14 protein-coding genes are annotated in these 20,656 nt (G+C 65.4%); 6 read left to right on the top strand and 8 right to left on the bottom strand.

Annotated elements, in window-relative coordinates:
* Positions 1 to 2,349 (bottom strand): sensor histidine kinase, encoded by a 2,349-nt coding sequence (locus M1K48_RS02345; protein ID WP_249504283.1) that lies wholly within the window; start codon positions 2,347 to 2,349, stop codon positions 1 to 3.
* Between the two features lie 248 nt (positions 2,350 to 2,597).
* Between M1K48_RS02345 and M1K48_RS02340 the strand changes: the two genes are divergently transcribed.
* The 3 genes from M1K48_RS02340 to M1K48_RS02330 all read left to right on the top strand — a co-directional run bounded on the left by M1K48_RS02340 (position 2,598) and on the right by M1K48_RS02330 (position 10,853).
* Positions 2,598 to 5,978: a TonB-dependent receptor domain-containing protein gene (locus M1K48_RS02340; protein WP_249504282.1), complete on the top strand. Its 3,381-nt coding sequence runs from the start codon at positions 2,598 to 2,600 to the stop codon at positions 5,976 to 5,978.
* Between the two features lie 160 nt (positions 5,979 to 6,138).
* Positions 6,139 to 7,566 (top strand): adenosylhomocysteinase, encoded by a 1,428-nt coding sequence (gene ahcY, locus M1K48_RS02335; RefSeq protein ID WP_406697019.1) that lies wholly within the window; start codon positions 6,139 to 6,141, stop codon positions 7,564 to 7,566.
* Between the two features lie 212 nt (positions 7,567 to 7,778).
* Positions 7,779 to 10,853 carry a TonB-dependent receptor domain-containing protein gene (locus M1K48_RS02330; protein ID WP_249504280.1) on the top strand — a complete coding sequence of 1,025 codons (3,075 nt, stop codon included), beginning with the start codon at positions 7,779 to 7,781 and terminating at the stop codon, positions 10,851 to 10,853.
* Positions 10,854 to 10,957: 104 nt separating this feature from the next.
* Here M1K48_RS02330 and M1K48_RS02325 read toward each other — a convergent pair whose 3' ends face one another.
* On the bottom strand, positions 10,958 to 11,530 hold the full coding sequence (locus M1K48_RS02325; RefSeq protein ID WP_249504279.1) for a YqgE/AlgH family protein: 573 nt from the start codon (positions 11,528 to 11,530) through the stop codon (positions 10,958 to 10,960).
* A 109-nt stretch (positions 11,531 to 11,639) separates the two neighbouring features.
* Between M1K48_RS02325 and M1K48_RS02320 the strand changes: the two genes are divergently transcribed.
* The 3 genes from M1K48_RS02320 (at position 11,640) to M1K48_RS02310 (ending at position 13,953) form a co-directional block, all read left to right on the top strand.
* Positions 11,640 to 12,122 (top strand): peroxiredoxin, encoded by a 483-nt coding sequence (locus M1K48_RS02320; protein WP_249504278.1) that lies wholly within the window; start codon positions 11,640 to 11,642, stop codon positions 12,120 to 12,122.
* Positions 12,123 to 12,274: 152 nt separating this feature from the next.
* Positions 12,275 to 12,814, top strand: coding sequence for a hypothetical protein (locus M1K48_RS02315; protein WP_249504277.1), 540 nt, complete (start codon positions 12,275 to 12,277; stop codon positions 12,812 to 12,814).
* Positions 12,815 to 12,888: 74 nt separating this feature from the next.
* Positions 12,889 to 13,953 carry an SDR family oxidoreductase gene (locus tag M1K48_RS02310; RefSeq protein WP_249504276.1) on the top strand — a complete coding sequence of 355 codons (1,065 nt, stop codon included), beginning with the start codon at positions 12,889 to 12,891 and terminating at the stop codon, positions 13,951 to 13,953.
* A 3-nt stretch (positions 13,954 to 13,956) separates the two neighbouring features.
* Here M1K48_RS02310 and M1K48_RS02305 read toward each other — a convergent pair whose 3' ends face one another.
* The 6 genes from M1K48_RS02305 to M1K48_RS02280 all read right to left on the bottom strand — a co-directional run bounded on the left by M1K48_RS02305 (position 13,957) and on the right by M1K48_RS02280 (position 20,594).
* The gene (locus M1K48_RS02305; RefSeq protein WP_249504275.1) at positions 13,957 to 14,790 is read right to left on the bottom strand and encodes a hypothetical protein; all 834 of its coding nucleotides are present in this window, start codon (positions 14,788 to 14,790) and stop codon (positions 13,957 to 13,959) included.
* Positions 14,769 to 16,583 carry a M2 family metallopeptidase gene (locus M1K48_RS02300; protein WP_406697015.1) on the bottom strand — a complete coding sequence of 605 codons (1,815 nt, stop codon included), beginning with the start codon at positions 16,581 to 16,583 and terminating at the stop codon, positions 14,769 to 14,771. Before M1K48_RS02300 ends, M1K48_RS02305 begins: the two co-directional genes overlap by 22 nt.
* Before the next feature lie 154 nt (positions 16,584 to 16,737).
* Positions 16,738 to 17,496: an alpha/beta fold hydrolase gene (locus M1K48_RS02295; protein ID WP_249504274.1), complete on the bottom strand. Its 759-nt coding sequence runs from the start codon at positions 17,494 to 17,496 to the stop codon at positions 16,738 to 16,740.
* 18 nt (positions 17,497 to 17,514) lie between these two features.
* Positions 17,515 to 19,053, bottom strand: coding sequence for a DHA2 family efflux MFS transporter permease subunit (locus tag M1K48_RS02290; protein WP_249504273.1), 1,539 nt, complete (start codon positions 19,051 to 19,053; stop codon positions 17,515 to 17,517).
* A 30-nt stretch (positions 19,054 to 19,083) separates the two neighbouring features.
* Positions 19,084 to 20,157: an HlyD family secretion protein gene (locus M1K48_RS02285; RefSeq protein ID WP_249504272.1), complete on the bottom strand. Its 1,074-nt coding sequence runs from the start codon at positions 20,155 to 20,157 to the stop codon at positions 19,084 to 19,086.
* A complete protein-coding gene (locus M1K48_RS02280; RefSeq protein ID WP_249504271.1) occupies positions 20,154 to 20,594 on the bottom strand; it encodes a MarR family winged helix-turn-helix transcriptional regulator in 441 nt (146 codons plus the stop codon). Before M1K48_RS02280 ends, M1K48_RS02285 begins: the two co-directional genes overlap by 4 nt.
* Positions 20,595 to 20,656 lie beyond the last annotated feature (62 nt).

Genomic DNA, 20,656 nt, shown 5'->3' with positions numbered 1-20,656 from the left:
CTAGCGGCCGCCCGATCGCGGCAGGGTGATCAGCACGCTGGTGCCCTTGCCCTCGATGCTGCTCAGCTGGACCGTCCCGCCATGCGCTTCGACGAACTGGCGGGTGAGCGGCAGGCCGAGCCCCAGCGCGGCCTCGCCGCGGCGTTCGCTGAACCGGGTGAAGCGCTCGAACACCCGGGCCTGATGCTCCTCGGCCAGCCCGCGCCCGGTGTCGGCGATCAGGATTTCGACATTCTCGGTACCGCCCTGGGTGATCAGCCGTACCTCGCCCTTGTCGGTATAAGCGACCGCGTTACGCAGCACATGCTCAAGGCTTTCGCGCAGCCGGCGATGGTCGCCCGACATGCTCCCCGTCCCCTCCCCGATCACCACCTTGAAGCGTAGCCCCTTGGCCTTGGCGGCGGGCTCCATCTGCACGGTGACGGTACGGATCAAGCCGGCCAGGTCGACCCGCTCGCGCTCCAGCACGACGTCGCCCTTGGCGCCCTGGGTCAGGTCGAGGACGTCGTCGATCAGCCGCGACAGACGCGACACGCTTTCGAGGATCGCAGCGACATAATCCTTGGCCGGTCCCGACAAAGCCCCGGCATAGCCCTCGCGAAGCATCTCCGCGAAGCCGCCGATCGAGGTCAGCGGAGTGCGCAGTTCGTAGCTCATGTTAGCGACGAAGTCGGTCCGCACCCGGTCGGCCTGCTCCAGCGCCTCGGCGCGTTCGCGCAGGGCGGCTTCGATCCGGCTCGAATCGGTGACGTCGATCATCGTGAAGAGCGCGTTGCCGTCGGGCAGCGGAACCGCGGCGAACGCGAAGTGGCGGCCGTCGGCGAGGCTGAGACGGCCCTGCTCGGCCCGCCGCTCGCCGGTCGCGCCGCGGACCAGTTCGCGCAGCCGGGCCGCGGCGGTCGGATTGACCAGCCGCCCGGCAAAGGCCGGCACCAGTTCGTCGACCCGTGGGTGCTGGGCAAGCCAGCTTTCGTCGAGGCTCCAGAAATCGCCGAAGCGGCGGTTCCACAGCGTCAGCCGACCATCGGAAGCGAACACCGCCACCCCTTCGAACAGATTGTCGAAGGTGGCGGTGCGGACGCGCAACAGGGTGTCGCGCGCGCTCGACAGGCGGACCTGCTCGGTGCGATCCTCGAAGATGATGCGGAGGCCGCCGTCGGGCAGCGGCTGGCCGACCACCCGCAGATGATCCCCGTTGGCGAGGATCCACTCCTCCTCATGCACTTCCTCGGCCGAGGTGAACCATGCCCGCCGCTCGGCCTTCCATTCGGGAAAGTCGCGCACTTCGGGCAAGCGGTGGTTTTCACGCATCCGTTCGAGCAGCCGGTCGAATTCCGGCCCATCGTCGAGCCATTCATGCTCAATGTCGGACAGGATCGCGAATGGGCGGTTGTAGAAGGACAAGGTGCGGTCGGGATCGAACTGGATCGCGCCGGCGGTCATCCGGTCGGACAGCTCGCGCTGGCTGAGCGCGTGGCGTTCCAGCTCGGAACGGGCATCCTCCAGCTCCTGGATGTCGAAGGCATAGCCGGCGACGGTCCCGCCGGGCAGCGGCACGTCGACCAGGCGCAGCGTGCGCCGTTCGCCGCCGATGGTAGCCGGACGGATCCGCTCGATCGCCCGCCCCTCCTTCAGCGCCTGTTCGGCGCCGGCCCTGGCCCCGGCCTCGCCACCGCCTTCGACCAGCTCGATCCCGCGCTCGACCACCGTTGCAGCATCCGGCGCCTCGACCGCGGCGACGAACGCGCGGTTGACGAGTGCCAGGCCGTAATCGGTCTCCCGCACCCACATCGGGAACGGTGCCGCCTCGATCAGTTGGGTCAGCGCACCCATCGCCCGCTGCGTTGCGCCGAGTTGCTCGGCCATGGCGGCGCGGTCCCGCTCTGCGCTGCTGCTTTCACCGATCCACAGCAGGACCGATCCCGGCGGCGAGGGCGATGGAGCCGGCCCGCCGCGCACGTCGAGGCGACGGCCGGACGACTGGATGGTCACTGCCCGCTCGATCGTCGCTACGCCAAGCGCGGCTTCGCCAAGGCTGGCGGAAAGCGCCTGGTAATCGTCAGGCGACAAACCACTTCCATTGGCGAGGTCGGCGAAGGTCTCCGCTCCTTCGGCGGACAGTTCGCCCAGCAGCGCCGGATCGGCCTCCAGCCGGCCATCGCGATGGACCAGCAGCGGCCTGACCGGAGCGGCCGCCAGAAGCGCGCCGATCGCCTTCGCATGACTGCCGAGCCGGGTCGCCCGGCGCCGTTCGCCGATACCCCGGACCGCGAGGAAGGCGCCGACCGCGAACCACAGGGCGGCAAGTGCAAGCAGCGCCAGGATTGCGCTGCTTTGGCCGAAGATCACGCTGTCTGCCCCCATCGACCCAACAGGTAGAGCCAATGGCGACCGTGCGCCAGCGGTTCAGGCATCCTGGGAGCAAAGGGGGCCAGCCGCTTCGCAGTTTAGTGACACTCGAAAGCGGCCATTCCGCATCTGTGACAAAGTTGCGACATCGTCAGCTGAATTTTAATGGCAGGTGAACGGACGATTGCCTTCCCCGACCAAGGCGGCATGACAAGGCTGGATTCTCCCCTCCAGAGGAAAGTGTCGTAATGAACAGGAAGACCTTGTTGGGCGCGACTGCGCTCCACACCGCGCTGTTTGGCGCAGCCTTTGCCTTCGCCAGCACGGCGTCGGCGCAAACGGCGGTTCCCGCGACTCCTCCCACCCAGGAATGCTCGGACGGGAGCGTGATCGCAGCCGACGCGCAGTGCCCGCTGCCCGACAGCAACCCGGCCCCCGAAGCCGCCTCGAACGATAGCAGCCAGTCGATCACGGTGACCGGGTCGCGCATTCGCCGCCCGAACCTCGAATCGACGGTTCCGATCACGTCGATCGCCGGCGAACAGATCTTCCAGCAGGCGCAGAACAGCGTCGGCGACACGCTCAACGATCTTCCCCAGCTTCGCAGCACCTTCGCGCAGCAGAACCCGGGCCTGGGTATCGGCATCGCCGGCCTCAACCTGCTCGATCTTCGCGGCCTCGGCACGCAGCGCACCCTGGTGCTGGTCAACGGTCGCCGCCACGTGTCGTCCGACATCCTCAACAATGCCGTGTCGGTCGACGTCAACACGATCCCGAGCGATCTTATTGAGCGGATCGACATCGTCACCGGCGGCAATTCGGCCATCTACGGGTCGGACGCCATCGCGGGCGTGGTCAACTTCGTGCTTCGTCGCAGCTACAACGGGTTCCAGATCCGTGGCCAGGCGGCAGTGACCGAAGAGGGCTTCGGTGCCTCGCAATATGTCTCGGCTCTTGCCGGCAGGAATTTCCTGGATGGCCGCGCGAACATCACCGTCCATGGTGAATATTCGCGTTCCGACCGGGTGTTCGCCTCCAACGTCCCGGCCTTCCGCCGCAACGACAACTTCATCACCGTCGACGCGGACAGCGGTGTGAACACCGGCGTGTTCAACGGTGGTGACGGGGTCTTCGATGCCGCCTTCGTCAACGACATCCGCAGCTCGACCATCTACTTCAACGGCCTGGTTCCGATCAATCAGCGCAACATTCCGAATACCGGCATCTGCGGCAACGCCACTATTTCCAACAACGGCGGACCGACGACCACGGGTCCGGCCTTCAACTGCACCTACCTCTTCACGCCGGAAGGGCGGCTGGTCCAGCAGACCGCGCTCGGCCGCTTCGGCACCGGCATCAACCCGGCCATCATCGGCGGCAACGGCCAGACTGGCCGCGAGGGGCGGACGGTTTCCGTCCTGCCGTCCAACGAACGCTACAACTTCAACCTGCTGTCGCGGTTCGAGATCACGCCGGCCGCCGAAGTGTTCGTCGAAGGCAAGTGGAACCGGGTCATTGCCCAGGGCAACAATGCCGGACCGTCGTTCATCCAAACCGGCAACGTCACCGACTTTCGTGAGCGTACGCGGATCGACAACCCGTTCCTCAATCCTGCGGATCGGACCACGCTTGCCAATCTGATCCTGGCTTCGAACTGCAACACCGATCTGTTGGTTACCTGCCCCGAACGAACCAATATCGGCACGACCGCCGCTCCCATCTTCATTCCTGGAAACCTGACAGACGCGCAGCGCGCACAGATCGCCGACGGCAGCTACCGATTCGTTGTTGCGCGTAACCTGCTCGACGCCGGTCTGCGCGACGCCCGCTTCGAACGCGACACCTATCGCGTGGTCGGCGGCCTGCGGGGAACCTTCAACGAAGACTGGACCTACGAACTCTCGGCCAACTACGGCAAGTTCAAGGAAACTACGCAGAATTACGGTTTCCTCGACCGTCAGCGCTTCGGACTGTCGATCGATGCCGGCCGCAATCCGGTAACCGGTCAGATACAGTGCCGGTCGCAGTTCGATCCGGCCTCTGCGGTCCGCCTCCAGAGCACCAACGGCCTGTCGGGCGACGCCCTGGCGAAAGTGCAGGCAGCCAATTCGGCCCGGCTCGCGGCGGACATCGCTGCGTGCGTCCCCTACAATCCGTTCGGCGGACAGGACAATTCTGCGGCCATCGCCTATTTCAGCCGCGACTACGTCAACAAGGCGTCGCTCAGCCAGTTCATCCTCTCGGGCTTCGTTTCGGGTGACACGAGCCAGCTGTTCGAACTGCCCGGCGGTCCGATCAGCATCGCGGTGGGCGCCGAATACCGGCGCGAGGAAGCCTACTTCAACCAGGACCAGTTCGTCGCCGACGGCTTCACCAACGCGGTGTCGATCCCGACCTTCAAGCCGGACGCCTTCAAGGTGAAGGAAGCCTTTGGTGAAGTCCGTATCCCGATCCTGCGTGAATCGCCGCTGTCGTACGAACTGACCCTGAGCGGGGCGGGACGCGTAGCCGACTACCAGGGCTCGGCGGGTACGGTCTATTCGTACAACGCCGGTGTCGATTGGGCGCCGGTTCGCGACATCCGCTTCCGCGCCAACTACAGCCGCGCGGTTCGTGCGCCGAACGTGTCCGAAACCGGCTTCCCGCTGGTTCCGAACTTCTCCAACGGATTTGTCGATCCGTGCGGTGCGGTAGCCATCAATAACGGGTCGAGCACGCGCGCCGCGAACTGCACCGCGCAAATCGGTGCCTCGCGCTTGCCGAACATCAGCACCGCGGCCCAGTCGCTTGCGATTGTCAGCGGTTCGAACCCCAACCTGGATGTGGAGACGTCCGACTCGTACACCGTCGGCGTCGTCGTTCAGCCGGCCTCGCTTCCGGGCCTGAGCCTGTCGCTCGATTACTATGACATCCAGGTCGATGGCGTCATCGCCAGCGTTGCTCCGCAGACCGTGGTCAACCAGTGCTATGACTCGCCGACGCTGAACAACATCTTCTGCGGCCAGTTCCAGCGCAACCTGACCGACGCCAACGGTCCAGCCGGCGAGCGTCCGGGTGTCGTTCTCGCCAACTCACTGATCAGCGCGCCGCTCAACTTCGCCAATCGTATCCGGCGCGGTATCGACGTGAACGTGTCGCTGCGGCGTCAGATCGGTAGGATGGGCCTGGACACCAGCCTGGTGCTCACTCAGAATTTCGAGAACAGCAATTACCAGGATCCGACCAACCCGAACTTCGAAACCCGGGTTCTCGGACAGCTTGGCGATCCGGAAACGGAATTCCGCTGGGACGTGAACCTCGGGTTCAAGCCGCTGACGCTCGGCTATCGCATGCGGTACATCGGCAAGCAGTATTTCGCCGGTTACAACTCGTTCTTCGAGCTCAATGGTCAGCCGCGCGCGAATGTCGACGCGTTCCCGGACATCCAGTTCGACCCGGTCGTCTATCACGATCTTCGCGCCGACTTTGACGTCGGTCAGGGTCCGAAGAACCTGAACTTCACCATTGGCGTCGACAATGTCCTCGACAAGGGTGTTCCGAAGGGCGCTGCAACGGCGACCGGCGCAGGCAGCGCCATCTACTCGTTCCGCGGCCGTAGCTTCTACGCCGGTGCACGCGTTCGCTTCTAAGCGATCGTCCTGCACAGGAAATGGGGGAGGCGTCGCAAGGCGCCTCCCCTTTTCGTTATGACGGGCCGGCGGCAGGCCTGCCGCCAATCTCCCACTGCTTCCCTTGAGCGGCGACCTCCGCTAGGGAGCGCCCGCGTCCGTCCGTCATGACGGCCTTCCAATGTCTCCGGAGAATCCCAACGTGCCGACCGACACCCTTTCCCGCGACTTCCTCGTCAAGGACATCTCCCTCGCCGATTTCGGCCGCAAGGAGATCGAGATCGCCGAGACCGAAATGCCGGGCCTGATGGCGCTCCGCTCCGAATTCGGTGCGTCGAAGCCGCTGGCCGGCGCGCGGATCACCGGGTCGCTCCACATGACCATTCAGACCGCCGTGCTGATCGAGACCCTGACCGCGCTCGGCGCCACTGTCCGCTGGGCGAGCTGCAACATCTATTCGACCCAGGACCATGCCGCCGCCGCGATCGCCGCGACCGGCGTTCCGGTGTTCGCCGTGAAGGGCGAGACGCTCGAGGAATATTGGGACTATGTCGTCCGCATCTTCGACTGGGGCCAGGACGAGACCTGCAACCTGATCCTCGATGATGGCGGCGATGCCACCATGTTCGCGCTGTGGGGCGCCCGCGTCGAGGCCGGCGAGACCCTGTTCGACCCGACCAACGAGGAAGAAGAAGTCTTCGTCGCAACGCTGAACCGCTTCCTCAAGGAGCGTCCGGGCTACCTCACCAAGACCGTTGAGACGATCAAGGGCGTGTCGGAGGAGACCACCACCGGCGTGCACCGGCTGTACGAGCTCTCCAAGCAGGGCAAGCTCCCCTTCCCCGCTATCAACGTCAACGACAGCGTCACCAAGTCGAAGTTCGACAATCTCTATGGCTGCAAGGAAAGCCTGGTCGACGCGATCCGTCGCGGGACCGACGTCATGCTCGCCGGCAAGGTCGCCGTGGTCGCTGGCTTCGGTGATGTCGGCAAGGGTTCGGCCGCCTCGCTCCGCAACGGCGGCGCGCGCGTGCTGGTGACCGAGGTCGATCCGATCTGCGCGCTGCAGGCCGCGATGGAAGGCTATGAGGTCGTGACGATGGAAGAAGCCGCTCCGCGCGCCGACATCTTCGTCACCGCCACCGGCAACATGGACGTCATCACACTCGACCACATGCGGGCGATGAAGAACATGGCGATCGTCTGCAACATCGGCCACTTCGACAGCGAGATCCAGATCGCTGCCCTCAACAATATGCAGTGGACCGAGATCAAGCCGCAGGTCGACGAGGTCAAGTTCCCCGACGGCAAGAAGCTGATCATCCTGTCCAAGGGCCGCTTGGTGAACCTCGGCAACGCCACTGGCCACCCGAGCTTCGTAATGAGCGCGAGCTTCACCAACCAGACGCTGGCGCAGATCGAGCTTTGGACCAAGGCCGAGCAATATGGAAAGGACGTCTATGTCCTTCCCAAGCACCTCGACGAGAAGGTCGCCGCGCTGCATCTCGACAAGCTGGGCGTGAAGCTGACGACACTTTCCGACAAGCAGGCAAGCTATATCGGGGTCAAGCAGCAGGGTCCGTTCAAGCCGGAACACTATCGGTACTGATAAAGGTTCCGACCAAAACAAATAAAAGGCCTCGTCCGCAAGGACGGGGCCTTTTCTCTATGCGGTGCAACGGCTTGCTGTTGCAAAGTTGTGACAGCCGCTTGGCAACCTGTCCCAAAGGTTAACAAAGTTCCTTGCCCGACAGAGGTCAGCCGGTAGGGGGACGCATCCCTTTAAGGCGATTAGGATAGTTACGAATGCGGAACGCTCGCTTGACCATCACCACATCCTCATTGGCACTTGCGCTCGGCGCGCTGCTTGCCGTTCCGGCGCACGCACAGGATGCCGCAGCCCAGGCGACCACGCCGGTCACGGATGCTCCGACGACCGTGCAGACCCCGGATTGCCCGGATGAGAACCAGGATGGAACCTGCGATCCCGCGGCGACGCTCAACAACGCCGACACCAGCGCCCAGACCGATGGCGAGATCGTGGTCACCGGCTCGCGCATCCGCCGCGACGAGTACAGCACGGTTGAGCCGATCACGGTCATCACCGCGCAGGAAATCACCCAGTCGGGCTTCAACAGTGCGACCGATGCCCTTCAGAGCGGCGCGGTGACGCAGGGCGCCAGCCAGATCACCAATGCCTACGGCGGCTTCGTCACCGACGGCGGCACCGGCGCCAACACCCTCGGCCTCCGCGGCCTCGGGCCGGCGCGTACCCTGATCCTCCTCAACGGTCGCCGACTGGCGCCCGGCGGAAGCCGCGGTTCGGTTCTCGCGGCCGATCTCAACGTACTTCCCACCGCAATCGTCGAGCGGATCGAAGTGCTCAAGGCGGGTGCCTCGTCGATCTACGGGTCGGACGCGATCGCCGGCGTCGTCAACATCATCACCGACCGCAAGCTTACCGGTCTCAACATCGACGCGCAGGTCAACGTGCCGGAGATCGGCGCGGGCGTCGATCGCCGCGTTGCCGCGAGCTTCGGCATCCAGATCCCTCGCCTCAGCCTCGTTGGCTCGGTGGAGTATCGCAAGCGCGATGCGCTGGCGCGTAACCAGAGCGAGTTCTTCCGCTGCCCGATCGGCGGCTTCCTCGCTGGTGAAGGCACCGCCCTTGGTTCGGACGACTTCATCGATCCGGCGACCGGCCAGCCCAAGTGCTTCACGCTCGACAATGGCGGCGTGACCATCAACACCCTGGGTCTGCCGACCCGCCAGGGCATCGGTCGCACCAGCGGCCTTCCTGGCAACTTCAACCGCTTCGTCCCTGCCCCCGGCCAGACGACCGGCCCGTTCCCGGGCTACCTGGGCGTCGGTACTTACGATCGCGACTCCTTCGATCCGCTGCAGGAGCAAGAGCCGCTCATCACCGGCACCGAAATCCTGACCGGTTATCTCTCGGGCACCTATGACTTCGGTTATCTCGGCAACTCGGAGATCTACGGCGAAGTCCTCGCGACCCGCCGCAAGTCGTCGTCGCCGCTCTATCGTCAGCTTTCGCTCGATTACCTGCGTGGCAGCCCGCTGCTTCCCGAGAACATCCGCAACGGCCTGTTTGCCAACCCGACCGAGACGTCGAGCGGGCAGCAGATCGCCGCGCGTGCCTTCATCGGCTACGGCCTGACCGATTCCAGCCAGCAGGTTGACTATGTTCGTGCCTCCGGCGGCCTTCGTGGCGACTTCTTCCTCAGCGGCTGGCGCTACGATCTGTACGCCGGCAAGTCGTGGAATGACGCGACCTACGACATCGAGTCGTTCCTGACGGATCGCCTCGCCAACTCGCTCAACGTCGTCCAGAACGCGAACGGCAGCTTCAGCTGCGTTTCTCAGGCTTCCAACCGCGACTGCGTTGCTGCTCCGGCTCTCACCGCCGCGGTGATCGGTGGCAACCTGCCGGCTGCCTTCCGCGACTACATCGTCGACAATACCATCGGGAACACGAAGTTTCGTGAAACCACGCTGGCGTTCGGCGTCGATGGTCCGCTGTTCCAGATGCCCGGCGGTGCCGTTCAGCTCGCGCTTGGTGCCGAGTATCGCAAGCAGAAGATCAACGACCAGCCCGACGCGAATTCGGTCCGCGGCAATCTGTTTGGCCTGACCGCCGGCACCCCGACGGTCGGTTCGGACAGCGTCCGCGAAGTATTCGGCGAAGTGTTCGTCCCGATCGTCCGCGACCTGCCGTTCCTGTATCGCCTGAACGTCAACGGTTCGGTGCGCTACACGGACTACAAGTCCTACGGCGGCGACACGACCTACAAGATCGCGGGTGAGTGGGAGCCGTTCCGCGGCCTCGGCTTCCGCGGCAGCTACGGCACTTCCTATCGCGCTCCGGCCCTGGCCGAGCAGTTCCTGGGAGCCACCAGCGGCTTCCTGGGCAGCGACAGCGATCCGTGCAGCGCCCTTCCTGCTGCTGGCGACCAGTCGCCGACGGAGCAGATCGTCGCCCGTAACTGCGCCTCGATCGGCCTCCCGGCCGACTTCGAACAGCGCAGCGGAATCACCGTCTTCCGGGTCGGTGGCGCCGAAGCTGGCCTTGAAGCGGAAACCTCCAAGAACTGGTCGGTCGGCGTTGTTGCCCGGCCTCCCATCCCTGCTTCGATCGGCTCGCTTTCGTTGGCGCTCGATTATTTCGATATCAAGGTCGAGAACGGCGTCTCGGATCTTGCTGGCGGAACCATTCTCAACCGCTGCTATGCAGCTGAGAACTTCGATCCGAGCGCGGGCTTCTGCCGCTTCGTGACCCGCGATACGAACAACATCCTGCAGGTCACCAGCAGCTTCGTGAACCTCTCGGAAAGCATCGTTAAGGGCTTTGAATTCAACGGGCGCTTCTCGACCAAGATTGTCGGGCCGGGCACGCTGACGCTCAATGCCAATGTCACCAAGTACACCGAGCAGTCGAGCCGCCTGTTCCCGGAGGAGTTCCTGGCTGATGCCAACGGCATCATCACCCAGCCGGACTGGGTCGGCAACTTCGACGCGATCTACGCCACGCCGCGGGTGACTTTCCGCTACGGCCTGGATTGGGTCGGCGGTGACAAGAGCCGGACCTACAACTTCTTTGCCTTCGACAACCTGACGGGCGAGACTGATCCGGCTCTGGTCCAGGAGTATCGTGACTTCGCGTTCCTGGAAGTGAAGGATTACTTCCTCCACAATGCGTCGGTTCAGTTCAACGTCGCCGACCGTTACGAATTCACGGTCGGTGTCCGTAACCTGTTCAACAAGGCGCCGCCGCGGATCACCAACTTCGGTCTCACGACGGTTGGCAACTCGCCGATCTACAGTGGTTATGACCTGGTCGGTCGTTCGTTCTTCGCGAACGTCAACTTCAAGCTCTGATCGACTTGAAGCGGTAACGGAAAAGGGCCTCGGGAAACCGGGGCCCTTTTTCCGTGTGTGGCTGAAATGGTGAGTTAAACGCCGCTGCCTGCGGCAGACAGGGCTCAGGCCGCGCCGGTCTCGCTGGCGAGCAGGCGCGGGTCGATCCCCTCGAGCTTGAAGGCCGCGGCCCAGCGCTCGTCGGTCGGGGTATCGAACAGGATCGCCGCGGTCCCCTCGCTCGCAAACCAGCCGTGGCGGGTCATCTCGTCATCGAGCTGCCCGGGTCCCCAGCCGGCATAGCCCAGCGCGACCAGCCAGCGTGCCGGCCCGCGCCCCTCGGCAATGGCGCGAAGCACGTCGATCGTGCCGGTCATCGCCCACAGCTTGCCACCCTCGCCGGTGACCTGCAGCGTATCCTCGCCGCCCCAATCGTCCGAATGGAGCACGAAGCCGCGCCCCGGCTCGACCGGGCCGCCATGGTGGATCGGCGCGTCGGGCGCCTCGCCCGGATCGAGTTCGAGCTGCTTGAGCAGGCTGCGAAGCCTCACCCCGGCGCGCTTGTGGCTGATTCCGATGCCCACCGCGCCATTTTCGTCATGGACGCACAGCGCGGTGACGCTTCGCTCGAAACGGGGATCGGACATGCCCGGCATGGCGAGCAACAGTTTTCCGGAAAGAAACGGCGCGTCCCCCATGGCCTCACCATGCCATGTGCTGGCCGCCGCACAAGCCTTGTTGACGCTCCGCTCGACGGATAGAGCGCCTTCACAGACCATCAGCCACGCCCAACCAAGGAGCCCGCCCATGACTATCCAGATCGGCGACCGCATTCCCGACGTACCGCTGACCATCGCCACCGGCGAAGGCCCCAAGCCGACCACCACCGGCGACTATTTCGGCGGCCGCCGCGTCGCGCTGTTCGCGGTGCCCGGCGCCTACACCCCGACCTGTTCGGCCAAGCACCTTCCCTCCTATGTCGAGAAGGCCGGCGATCTGCGCTCCAAGGGCGTCGACGAGATCGCCTGCACCAGCGTCAACGACGCCTTCGTCATGGCCGCGTGGAACAAGGACCAGGGCAGCGAGGACATCACCATGATCGCCGACGGTAACGGCCAGCTCGCCGACGCGCTCGGCCTGACCATGGACGGGTCGAAGTTCGGCATGGGTAATGTCCGGTCGCAGCGTTACTCGATGATCGTCAATGACGGCGTGGTCGAGCAGTTGAACGTCGAGGCGCCAGGCGAATATCGCGCATCGAGCGCAGAGACCCTGCTCGAGCAGCTTTAATCCCGTCTGACGTCAGGAAGGCCGGGCCCGGCATCGCCGGCGCCCCGGCTTTTCCGCGGCACGTCGCGGCGCAGCCTGCCTGATTGGCCGAAACAACCCCCTTCCCCACTCGTTGAGCGCCTAATCCCTTTGCGTAACGAGAAGGACAGGGCATGGCCAAGAACGACAACACCCGCAGCCACCAGGGCAGCAACACCCACAGCAATCGCGCGACAGGCGCCGATCGCGATCGTCGCCGTGACGCGGTAGTGAACACGGTCAAGGAGCGGCCCTACGCCGCTGCGGCCCTTGCCACCGTGGCCGCCGGCGCAGCAGCCTTTTTCCTCACCCGCAGCAAGAGCGACAAGCCGCTGATGAACTGGGGCCAGGACACCACTGGCGACACGGTGATGGACAGCAGCGCTCGTAAGCAGCAGGGCTCGACCACCAGCGACCGCAGTCTCGAAACGGCCTCGACCAGCCCGAGCAGCAGTGCCGGCACTGGCGCAGGCACCGGCAGCACGAGCCCGTCGGCGGTGCGCGCGGCAAGCTTGTCGGCCACCCCCAACGGTACCAACGCCGGAACGACCCCGGGCACCGGCGCCAAGAGCAGCGCTGCGGACGCTGGCACCAACAATAAGTCCGCTGACGCCGGGCTCAACCAGGCCGCCAAGACCGAGACCAAGGTCGGGGCGATCGCCTACGGAGCCTAAGCGGCACTGAAGGATTGATGAGGGGCGCGGGACAGAACGTCCGGCGCCCCTTTTTCGTATTGGAGAATGCTTCCATGGCCGTTTCCCTCAAACCTCTCTCCGACCAGGTGATGGTGATCGTCGGGGGATCGAGCGGGATCGGTCTCGCCGCGGCTCGCCGGGCCGCCGCCGCCGGGGCCAAGGTCGTGCTCGCCGCCCGCAACGGCGAAGCGCTTGACGAGGCGGTGGTCGCAATCCGCAACAAGGGCGGAGAGGCAAGCTCGCTCGATCTCGACATCGCCGACGAAGGCGCGGCCGAGCGCCTGCTGGTCCACGCGATCGAGACGTTCGGACGGGTCGACACCTGGGTCAACGATGCCGCCGCCGCCCTCTACGCCCGGGTCGAGGACGTCACCCTCGAAGAGCATCGCCGGGTCTTCGACGTCGGCTATTTCGGGCTGGTCGAAGCGAGCCTGGTCGCCGCCAAATATCTGCGAGCGAATGGCGGCGCGATCATCAACATCGGCTCGGTGCTGTCCAACCGCGCCATCCCCTTGCAGGGGCCCTATTGCGCGATGAAGGCGGCGGTGATGCAATTCACCGACACGCTGCGCATGGAGCTGGAGCGTGACGGCGCCCCGGTCAGCGTCACGCTGATCAAGCCGGCGGCGATCGACACCATGTATCCCGAACATGCCCGCAACAAGCTCGACAAGCCCGCCCGCCTGCCCCAGCCGCTGTACGATGCCGAACTGGTTGCCAAGGCGATCTGCTTCGCCGCGCAGAAGCAGCGGCGAAGCCTGATCGTCGGCGGCGGTGGGCTTGCCCTCACGACCCTTGCCCCAGCCCTTCCGCGCCTCGCCGACAAGGGCATGGAACTGGTCGGCGGCGAGGCGATGCAGACCACCGACGTCCCTCCCGCGCCGGGTACCGCCGACAATCTGTTCGAACCGCGTCGCGACGGCCGGGTCGAGGGCAATCAGGAGCCGTTCAAGCGCAAGACTTCGCTGTTCCTCGAAGCGCAGATGCATCCGCTCGCCACCGCTGCGGTCCTGGGCTCGGTCGCGGCGGGTGCGCTGTTCCTGTGGGCCAAGGAAGAAAACCGCGACATCGGCACTGCCGAAGCGCAGCGGCGGATCAGGGCCGCGGGCATGAGCTGAGGCTCAGCCAGCCGAACTCGCCTTCAGGAAGCTGGACGGGGAGCAGGCCTCCACTGCTTCCCAGATCGGCTTCATCAGCGGCTGGAGCGCGGTCGCTCCCTTGAGCCACACCTCGCCGCCCGACGGGTCGGCGCCATTCACCTCGATCCGCGTCATGGCCCCGTGTGGCGGCATGATGTCACCCGGCCCGTTCCGCCTCGCCGAGGCGTTGAGGTTGACCGGAACGGTGTCGAGCAAGGCGACTGCCTTTTCCAGGCCCTCGCATCGAGCGGATGACACGTCATGCACTTCCATCTCGCCCCGGTAGAAATCGTCCGGCTCCGTCACTTCGCCGAAGACCGCGACGACCTTCGGGTCCCACGGATAGAGTGACTTGGCAGCGATGCCGGAACGCTTGAGCGCGGCGACGATCTTGGCCGGCCTGAAGCTTCCTGCAATCTTCGCAGCCCGCTCTTCGCTGAGGGGAAACAAAGGGACAAAGGCGAAGCGATAACGGTAAAGGCAGTCGGTGGCCTGCTCCCCCCGAAAGCGCTTCCCCTTGCAATAACGGTCGAGGACGTCGGCGCGGACGGTGCCGAAGTCGTAATCGTCGATGTGGCTGCGCGCCACCGTGCTCCAGTAGGTTCGCTCGTTCCACGTCAACTGGAACGGGATCGCCGCGCGAATGGCGCCTTCGCGGCTTCGGTTCAGCCACAGGAAGTAACTCGCGTACAGTCCGCGCAGGTCGTAGCCCTCGAGCGAAGTCGCCAACCCCGGCGGGTGGACGGGCGGTGGAGGCGGCGCGGCCGAAGCCACCCCGCCCCACGCTGCAGCAATCAGGATTGCTGCCAGCCGCACGTCTTGCCCTTGTTCTGCTCTTCCAGCCAGCGCTGCAGCGGGGCGAAATATTCCAGCATCGGCTTGCCGCTCATCTCGCGGCTGCCGGTGAAGGCTTCGAGGGCGTCGGGCCACGGCTTGCTCGCGCCCATCTCCAGCATCGCGTTCAGCCGCTGGCCGACCTGCTTGTTGCCGTAGAAGGAGCAGCGGTGGAGCGGTCCCTTCCAGCCGGCCATGTCGCAGGCCGCCTTGTAGAACTGGAACTGGAGGATGCGGGCGAGGAAGTAGCGCGCGTAAGGCGTGCTCGCCGGGATGTGGTACTTCGCGCCCGGGTCGAAGTCGGCCTCGCTGCGCTGGGTCGGCGGGGTGATGCCCTGATATTGCAGCCGCAGCTGGTTCCAGCCGGCTTCATATTGCTGCGGGCCGATCGAGCCGTCGAACACGCCCCAGCGCCACTTGTCGACCATCAGGCCGAACGGCAGGAAGGCGACCTTGTCCATCGCCTGGCGCAGCAGCAGGCCTGTGTCCTTGCTCGCGTCGGGCACCTTGTTGCGGTCGAGCAAGCCTATCTGGACCAGATATTCCGGCGTCACCGACAGCGCGATGAAGTCGCCGATCGCCTCGTGGAAGCCGTCATTGGCGCCATTCAAATAGAGATACGGCTGCTTGTTGTAGGCGCGCTGGTAGTAGTTATGACCAAGCTCGTGGTGGATGGTGACGAAGTCGTCGCCATTGACCTTGGTGCACATCTTGATGCGCAGGTCGTCCTTATTGTCGAGATCCCAGGCCGACGCGTGGCAGATCACTTCCCGGCCTTCCGGACGGACGATCTGGCTGCGCTGCCAGAAGCTCTCGGGCAGCGGGGCGAGGCCGAGCGAGGTGTAGAAGCCCTCACCGATCCTGACCATGTCGGTCGGGGTCTTCTTCTTGGCCTTGAGCAGGTCGGTGATGTCATAGCCAACGTCGCCCGCACCCTTGGGCGCGACCACGTCGTAGATGTTGCCCCATTCCTGCGCCCACATGTTGCCGAGGAGGTCGGCGCGGATCGGGCCGTTCTTGGGCTGGACGCTGTTGCCATATTTCGCGTTCAGCCGGTCGCGGGTGTAGCAGTGGAGCTGGTTGTAGAGCGGGGTCAGCTCGCCCCACAAACGGTCGTACATGGCCGAAAATTCCTCGGGGCTCATGTCGTAGCCCGACCGCCACATCGCGCCGCTGTCGGCATAGCCGAGTTCCTTGGCGCCCTGATTCGCGATCTCGACCATGCGGGAATAGTCGGCGCGCATCGGGCGGCCGACATTGGTGTGCCAGCTGGTCCACACCTCGGCGGTCTTGGCCGGATTGCGCAGCTCGCCCATCGCTTCCTCGGCGACGTCGCCGGTGATGGTCTTGCCGTCCAGCGTCGCGCGGCCCTTGCCGTAGGTCGACGACAGGCGGGTTGAAATGGTGTTGAGCTCGGCCGCCGCGCCGGGCGTCGAGGGCGCGGCCAGCACCAGCGCGCCGCGCAGAATGTTGAGCTTGCGGGCGGTCTCGGGATCGAGGCCCTGTACCTTGGAAAATTCGGCCGCTTCCTTGGCGTAGGCGACGCCCTTTTCGGTACCGATGGTGCCGAAATAAGCGGCCAGCGCGTCGGTGTCGTCGGTGATGTAGGTGGCGTTCACCCACTGTGCCCGCGACGAGATGGTCGACAGGTCGAACAGGTCCTTCTCGACGCGAGCGATAAAGGCCCGCGCGGCTTCAGGGGTGCGGGCTTCCGCCGACCCCATCGGAACCGCAGCCGAGGTCGAGCCTCCGGCAGTCCCATCGTCAACGGACATGGCTTCTTTCAGCTCAGCCTGCGACAAGCGCGACGCACCGGAAGGTGCCGTCATGCATCCCCCGAGAGCGAGTGCAACGAGGGAGACGGAAGCAGCCAATTTCATACGCTTGCAGCCTTTCACCGGAAGGAATGGAAGCGTCGTTGCTCCTGTGTCACGGAGACGTCAAGAAGGTGGCTATCGCCTCTCCCAGCGACTTTTGCGTGACCGACGTGGTGTGCGTTCCCGGGATCTCGACATAGGTGGCATCGGGCAAGGCCTCGGCCAGCGCCTGGGCCGAGCCATTGTCGTGATCATCGGCCCCGCACAGCACCAGGGTCGGCATCGCGAATGTCGCCAGCATCGCCTCGTCGACCGGCGAATTGCTCTCGAGCAGCAGGCGGGTGGCGACGCGGTCGACCTTCTGGCTCTTCATGAACTGGATCGCGAACCAGTGGCGGTCGCCGCGCACCGCCGCGTCGAACTTCTCGAACGCTTCGATGAAAAAGGCATGGCGCTGCTTCCACCCCATCAGCCCTTCCAGGCCCATGCCCGACAGGATCGCGCGACGGGGCGCAAGCCCCTGCCCCACGCCCTGCACTACCGTCCGCGAGCCGAGCGAGAAGCCGCCGAGATCGTAGTTGCTCAGGCCCAGCTGCGCGACCAGCTCGACCAGGTCGCGGCCGAGCACGCCCTTGGGATAGAGGGCAGCGTCATGCGGCTTGCCGCTCGCTCCGTGCGCACGAAGATCGGGCATGATCACCCTGAAGCCAGCGGCGGCAAGCCTGGCGGCATGACCGAACTTGATCCAGTTCATCGCGGCATCGGAAAACAGCCCGTGTACCAGGATCAGCGGGCGGCCGGCACCGGTCTCGTGCCAGACAAGGTCGACGCCGTCGGAGGCGGTCCAGTGGTGGGTGGTGATATCGCTCATGCCGCCGCCTTAGCCGACTTAGTCGGCGATGGCATGGGCCGCCGGCCCGCCCTGCGGCGCGCTCTCCTTCCTCAGCAGCAGCACCAGCGGCAGCGCCGCCAGCGTGATCCACATCATCAGCCAGAAATCGTCGAGATAGGCGATGAACACCGCCTGCCGCGTGACCTCGGCATTGATCACCGCCAGCGCGATGTCGCCTTCCTGCCCGATCCGCTCGAGCAGCATCGGGTCCATGGTCGGAATGGTCGAGGCGGTGACGTGGCTGGCGATGTCGGCATGGGCGACCTGGGTCATCCGCACCAGCTGCGATCCGACCACCGCGATGCCGATCGATCCGCCGATATTGCGGCTGAGGTTGAGCAGCGAGGCGGCGGACGTGCGCATCATCGGCGCCAGCGTCGCGAAGGCCAGGCTCTGCATGACGACGAAAATCAGCCCGATGCCGAGACCCTGGACCACGCCAGACCAGATCACCGGCCCCGACGGCTGGTCGAGCGCGAAGCCGGTCATCATCCACAGGCTGGTCGCCATCAGCGAGATTCCGGCAACCACCAGCAGGCGGCTGTCGATCTTGCCGACCAGGCGCCCCGCTACCAGCATCGAGATCAACGTCCCCACCCCGCGCGGCGCAGTCAGCATACCCGACTGCAAGACGCTATAGCCATAGACATGCTGGAGCAGCGGCGGCAGCAGCGCGAGCCCGGCGAGCAAAAGCACACCGGTCACCGCCATGAATAGCAGCCCCGTCGCGAAATTGCGATCGGCGAACATGCCGCGTTCGAAGATCGGCGCCTTGGCGGTCATCGTGTGGATGACGAACATCCACCCGAACGCGATGGCGAGGCCCATCTCGATGATGATCTCCCAGCTCTCGAACCAGTCCTGGCTTTCGCCGCGGTCGAGGAACATCTGGAGCGAGCCGAGCGCCAGCGCGAGAAGGGCGAAGCCGAGGAGGTCGAAGCGCCTCCGGCTGGTCTCGCTTTCCGGCATGGTACGCCACAGCATCACCGTCGCCAGCACGCCGACGGGCAGGTTGACGATGAACACCCAGCGCCAGTCGAAGCTGTCGGTCAGCCACCCGCCCAGCACCGGGCCCATGATCGGCCCGATCATGATCCCGCCGCCGAACAGCGCCATCGCCTGGGCGTGCTTCTCCGGCGGGTTGATGTCGAACATCGTCGCCTGCGCCAGCGGCACGAGGAAGGCGCCGGTGACGCCCTGGACGATCCGGAACGCGACCATCTCGGGCAGCGACGTGGCGATCGCGCACAGCATGCTGGCGGCGGTGAAGCCGATCACCGCCATGATCATCAGCCGCCGCCGCCCGATCCGCTCGGACAGCCAGCCGGCGATCGGGATCGCGATGGCCGAGGCGACGATATAGCTCGTCAGCACCCAGTTCACGCTCTCCTGCGTCGCCCCGAGGCTGGCCTGCATGTGCGGCAGCGCAACGTTGGCGATGGTCGTGTCGAGCACTTGCATCAGCACCGCCAGCATCACCGCGATGGTGATGAGGAGGTGCTGCGTGCGATCGAGCGGTTTGAAATCGGTGGTCATGAACGGTGCACCAGGCGGCAGCCTCGGCGCTTACTCCACATCCACCGTGACCGTGGCACTGAGGCCCGCGATCACCGGCTTGGACGGCTTGCCGTCGAAGCGGATCCGGACCGGCACGCGCTGCGTCACCTTGACCCAGTTGCCGTTGGCATTCTGCGCCGGAAGGATCGCAAACTCGCTGCCGGTGCCGGCACCAATGCTGGCGACCCGTCCGCTAAGCTCGAGGCCAGGATAGGCGTCGATTTCGATATGGGCACGCTGCCCCGGAGCCATCCGCGCCAGGTCCTTTTCCTTGAAATTGGCTTCAACCCACGCCTCGGTGGAAGCGACCAGGCTCAGCAGGCCGATCCCAGGTACTGCCTGCTGACCGGTCAAGAGGCGGTCGGTGTTGGAGACCGTGCCCGACGTCGGCGCGCGCACTTCGGTGCGGGCGAGGTCGAGCTGCGCCTTGGCGATGGCGGCACGGGCCGCCGCCTCACCCGGCTGCTCGCCACCTTGCGCGATCGCTGCACCGGCGTTCGCCGCGCGCGAACGGGCATCGGCCAGCGCGGTGCGCGACGCGGTGACGTCGGCCAGCGCCTCGTCATAACGGACGCGGGTGGTGAAGCCCTGCCTCAGCAGTTCGGCCTGCCGCGCTAGCGCGCGCTCGTTGATCGCCAGCTGGGCCTGCGCCCCACTGATGTCGGCGGTGGTGCCGGCCGCCGCCGTCACGACCTGACGCTCGGCCAGCTGCGCCGCGGCAAGCTGCGCCTCGGCGGCCAGCAGGGCGACGCGATAGGGGGCGGGGTCGATCCGGAACAGCAGCTGCCCGGCGCGGACCTGCTGGCCTTCCTTGACCAGCACCTCGGCGATCGGTCCGCCGACCTGCGCGCCGACCGAGGTGATGTCCTGCTTCAGCTGCGCATTGTCGGTCTCGACCTTGCCCTGGCCCGACCACCACATCCATCCGCCGGCAGCGAGCAGCAGCAACGGCACGATCAGGAACAGCAGCAAGCGCCGTGCCTTGCCGGGCTTCTTGATCGGCGCCGTGGCGGCGACCTCGCCCGCCTCGACGACCGGTTCATCCTCGATCGGAGTGCCGGTGATCTTGGTTTCCTGGTTCATGCCGATGCCTTCGAACGCGGCGCCATGCCGCTGATGTTGTTGCGAATAGTCGCGAGCAACGCGCGCGAGCGTTCCAGTTCTGCGGGGTCGAGATTGCCGAACACCTCGGCCGAAAAGGCTTCGGCCAGGGCGTGGAGCCTGAGGACCAGCGGCGCTGCGCTGTCCCGCAGGTAAAGTTGCCACGCGCGCCGGTCGCCCGGATCGCGCCGCCGCTCGACCAGGGCGGCCTCCTCCAGCTTGTCGACGATGCGGCAGAGCGTAATCGGCTCGATGTCCATCCGCTCCGCCAAGTCGACCTGCCGCTGCCCCGGTTGATGGTCCAGGTGCGCCAGCACCCGCCATTGCGCACGGGTGATGCCGAGTTCGGCGGCGCGGCGATCGAACGCCCTGCGCAAGGCGTGCGAGGTCTCGCCGATATCCCAGGCTAGTTGTTCCATACCCGCCGTATAGTAAGGTTACTTACTAAATCAACGCTTTGAACCTCCCTCGTTCCCGCCCG

Origin of the sequence: Sphingomonas glaciei, assembly GCF_023380025.1 — a bacterium.
GTDB lineage: Bacteria > Pseudomonadota > Alphaproteobacteria > Sphingomonadales > Sphingomonadaceae > Sphingomicrobium > Sphingomicrobium glaciei.
Note: the sequence above shows the minus strand (reverse complement) of the source record. Positions and strands in the feature narration are given on the sequence as shown.

Bases quoted from the DNA above. Each gene is read 5' to 3' on its own strand.
- M1K48_RS02315 (WP_249504277.1), top strand. From the start codon at position 12,275: ATGGCCAAGAACGACAACACCCGCAGCCACCAGGGCAGCAACACCCAC.
- M1K48_RS02340 (WP_249504282.1), top strand. From the start codon at position 2,598: ATGAACAGGAAGACCTTGTTGGGCGCGACTGCGCTCCACACCGCGCTG.
- M1K48_RS02285 (WP_249504272.1), bottom strand. From the start codon at position 20,157: ATGAACCAGGAAACCAAGATCACCGGCACTCCGATCGAGGATGAACCG.
- M1K48_RS02320 (WP_249504278.1), top strand. From the start codon at position 11,640: ATGACTATCCAGATCGGCGACCGCATTCCCGACGTACCGCTGACCATC.
- M1K48_RS02310 (WP_249504276.1), top strand. From the start codon at position 12,889: ATGGCCGTTTCCCTCAAACCTCTCTCCGACCAGGTGATGGTGATCGTC.
- M1K48_RS02280 (WP_249504271.1), bottom strand. From the start codon at position 20,594: ATGGAACAACTAGCCTGGGATATCGGCGAGACCTCGCACGCCTTGCGC.
- M1K48_RS02290 (WP_249504273.1), bottom strand. From the start codon at position 19,053: ATGACCACCGATTTCAAACCGCTCGATCGCACGCAGCACCTCCTCATC.
- M1K48_RS02300 (WP_406697015.1), bottom strand. From the start codon at position 16,583: ATGTCCGTTGACGATGGGACTGCCGGAGGCTCGACCTCGGCTGCGGTT.
- M1K48_RS02295 (WP_249504274.1), bottom strand. From the start codon at position 17,496: ATGAGCGATATCACCACCCACCACTGGACCGCCTCCGACGGCGTCGAC.
- ahcY (WP_406697019.1), top strand. From the start codon at position 6,139: ATGTCTCCGGAGAATCCCAACGTGCCGACCGACACCCTTTCCCGCGAC.
- M1K48_RS02325 (WP_249504279.1), bottom strand. From the start codon at position 11,530: ATGGGGGACGCGCCGTTTCTTTCCGGAAAACTGTTGCTCGCCATGCCG.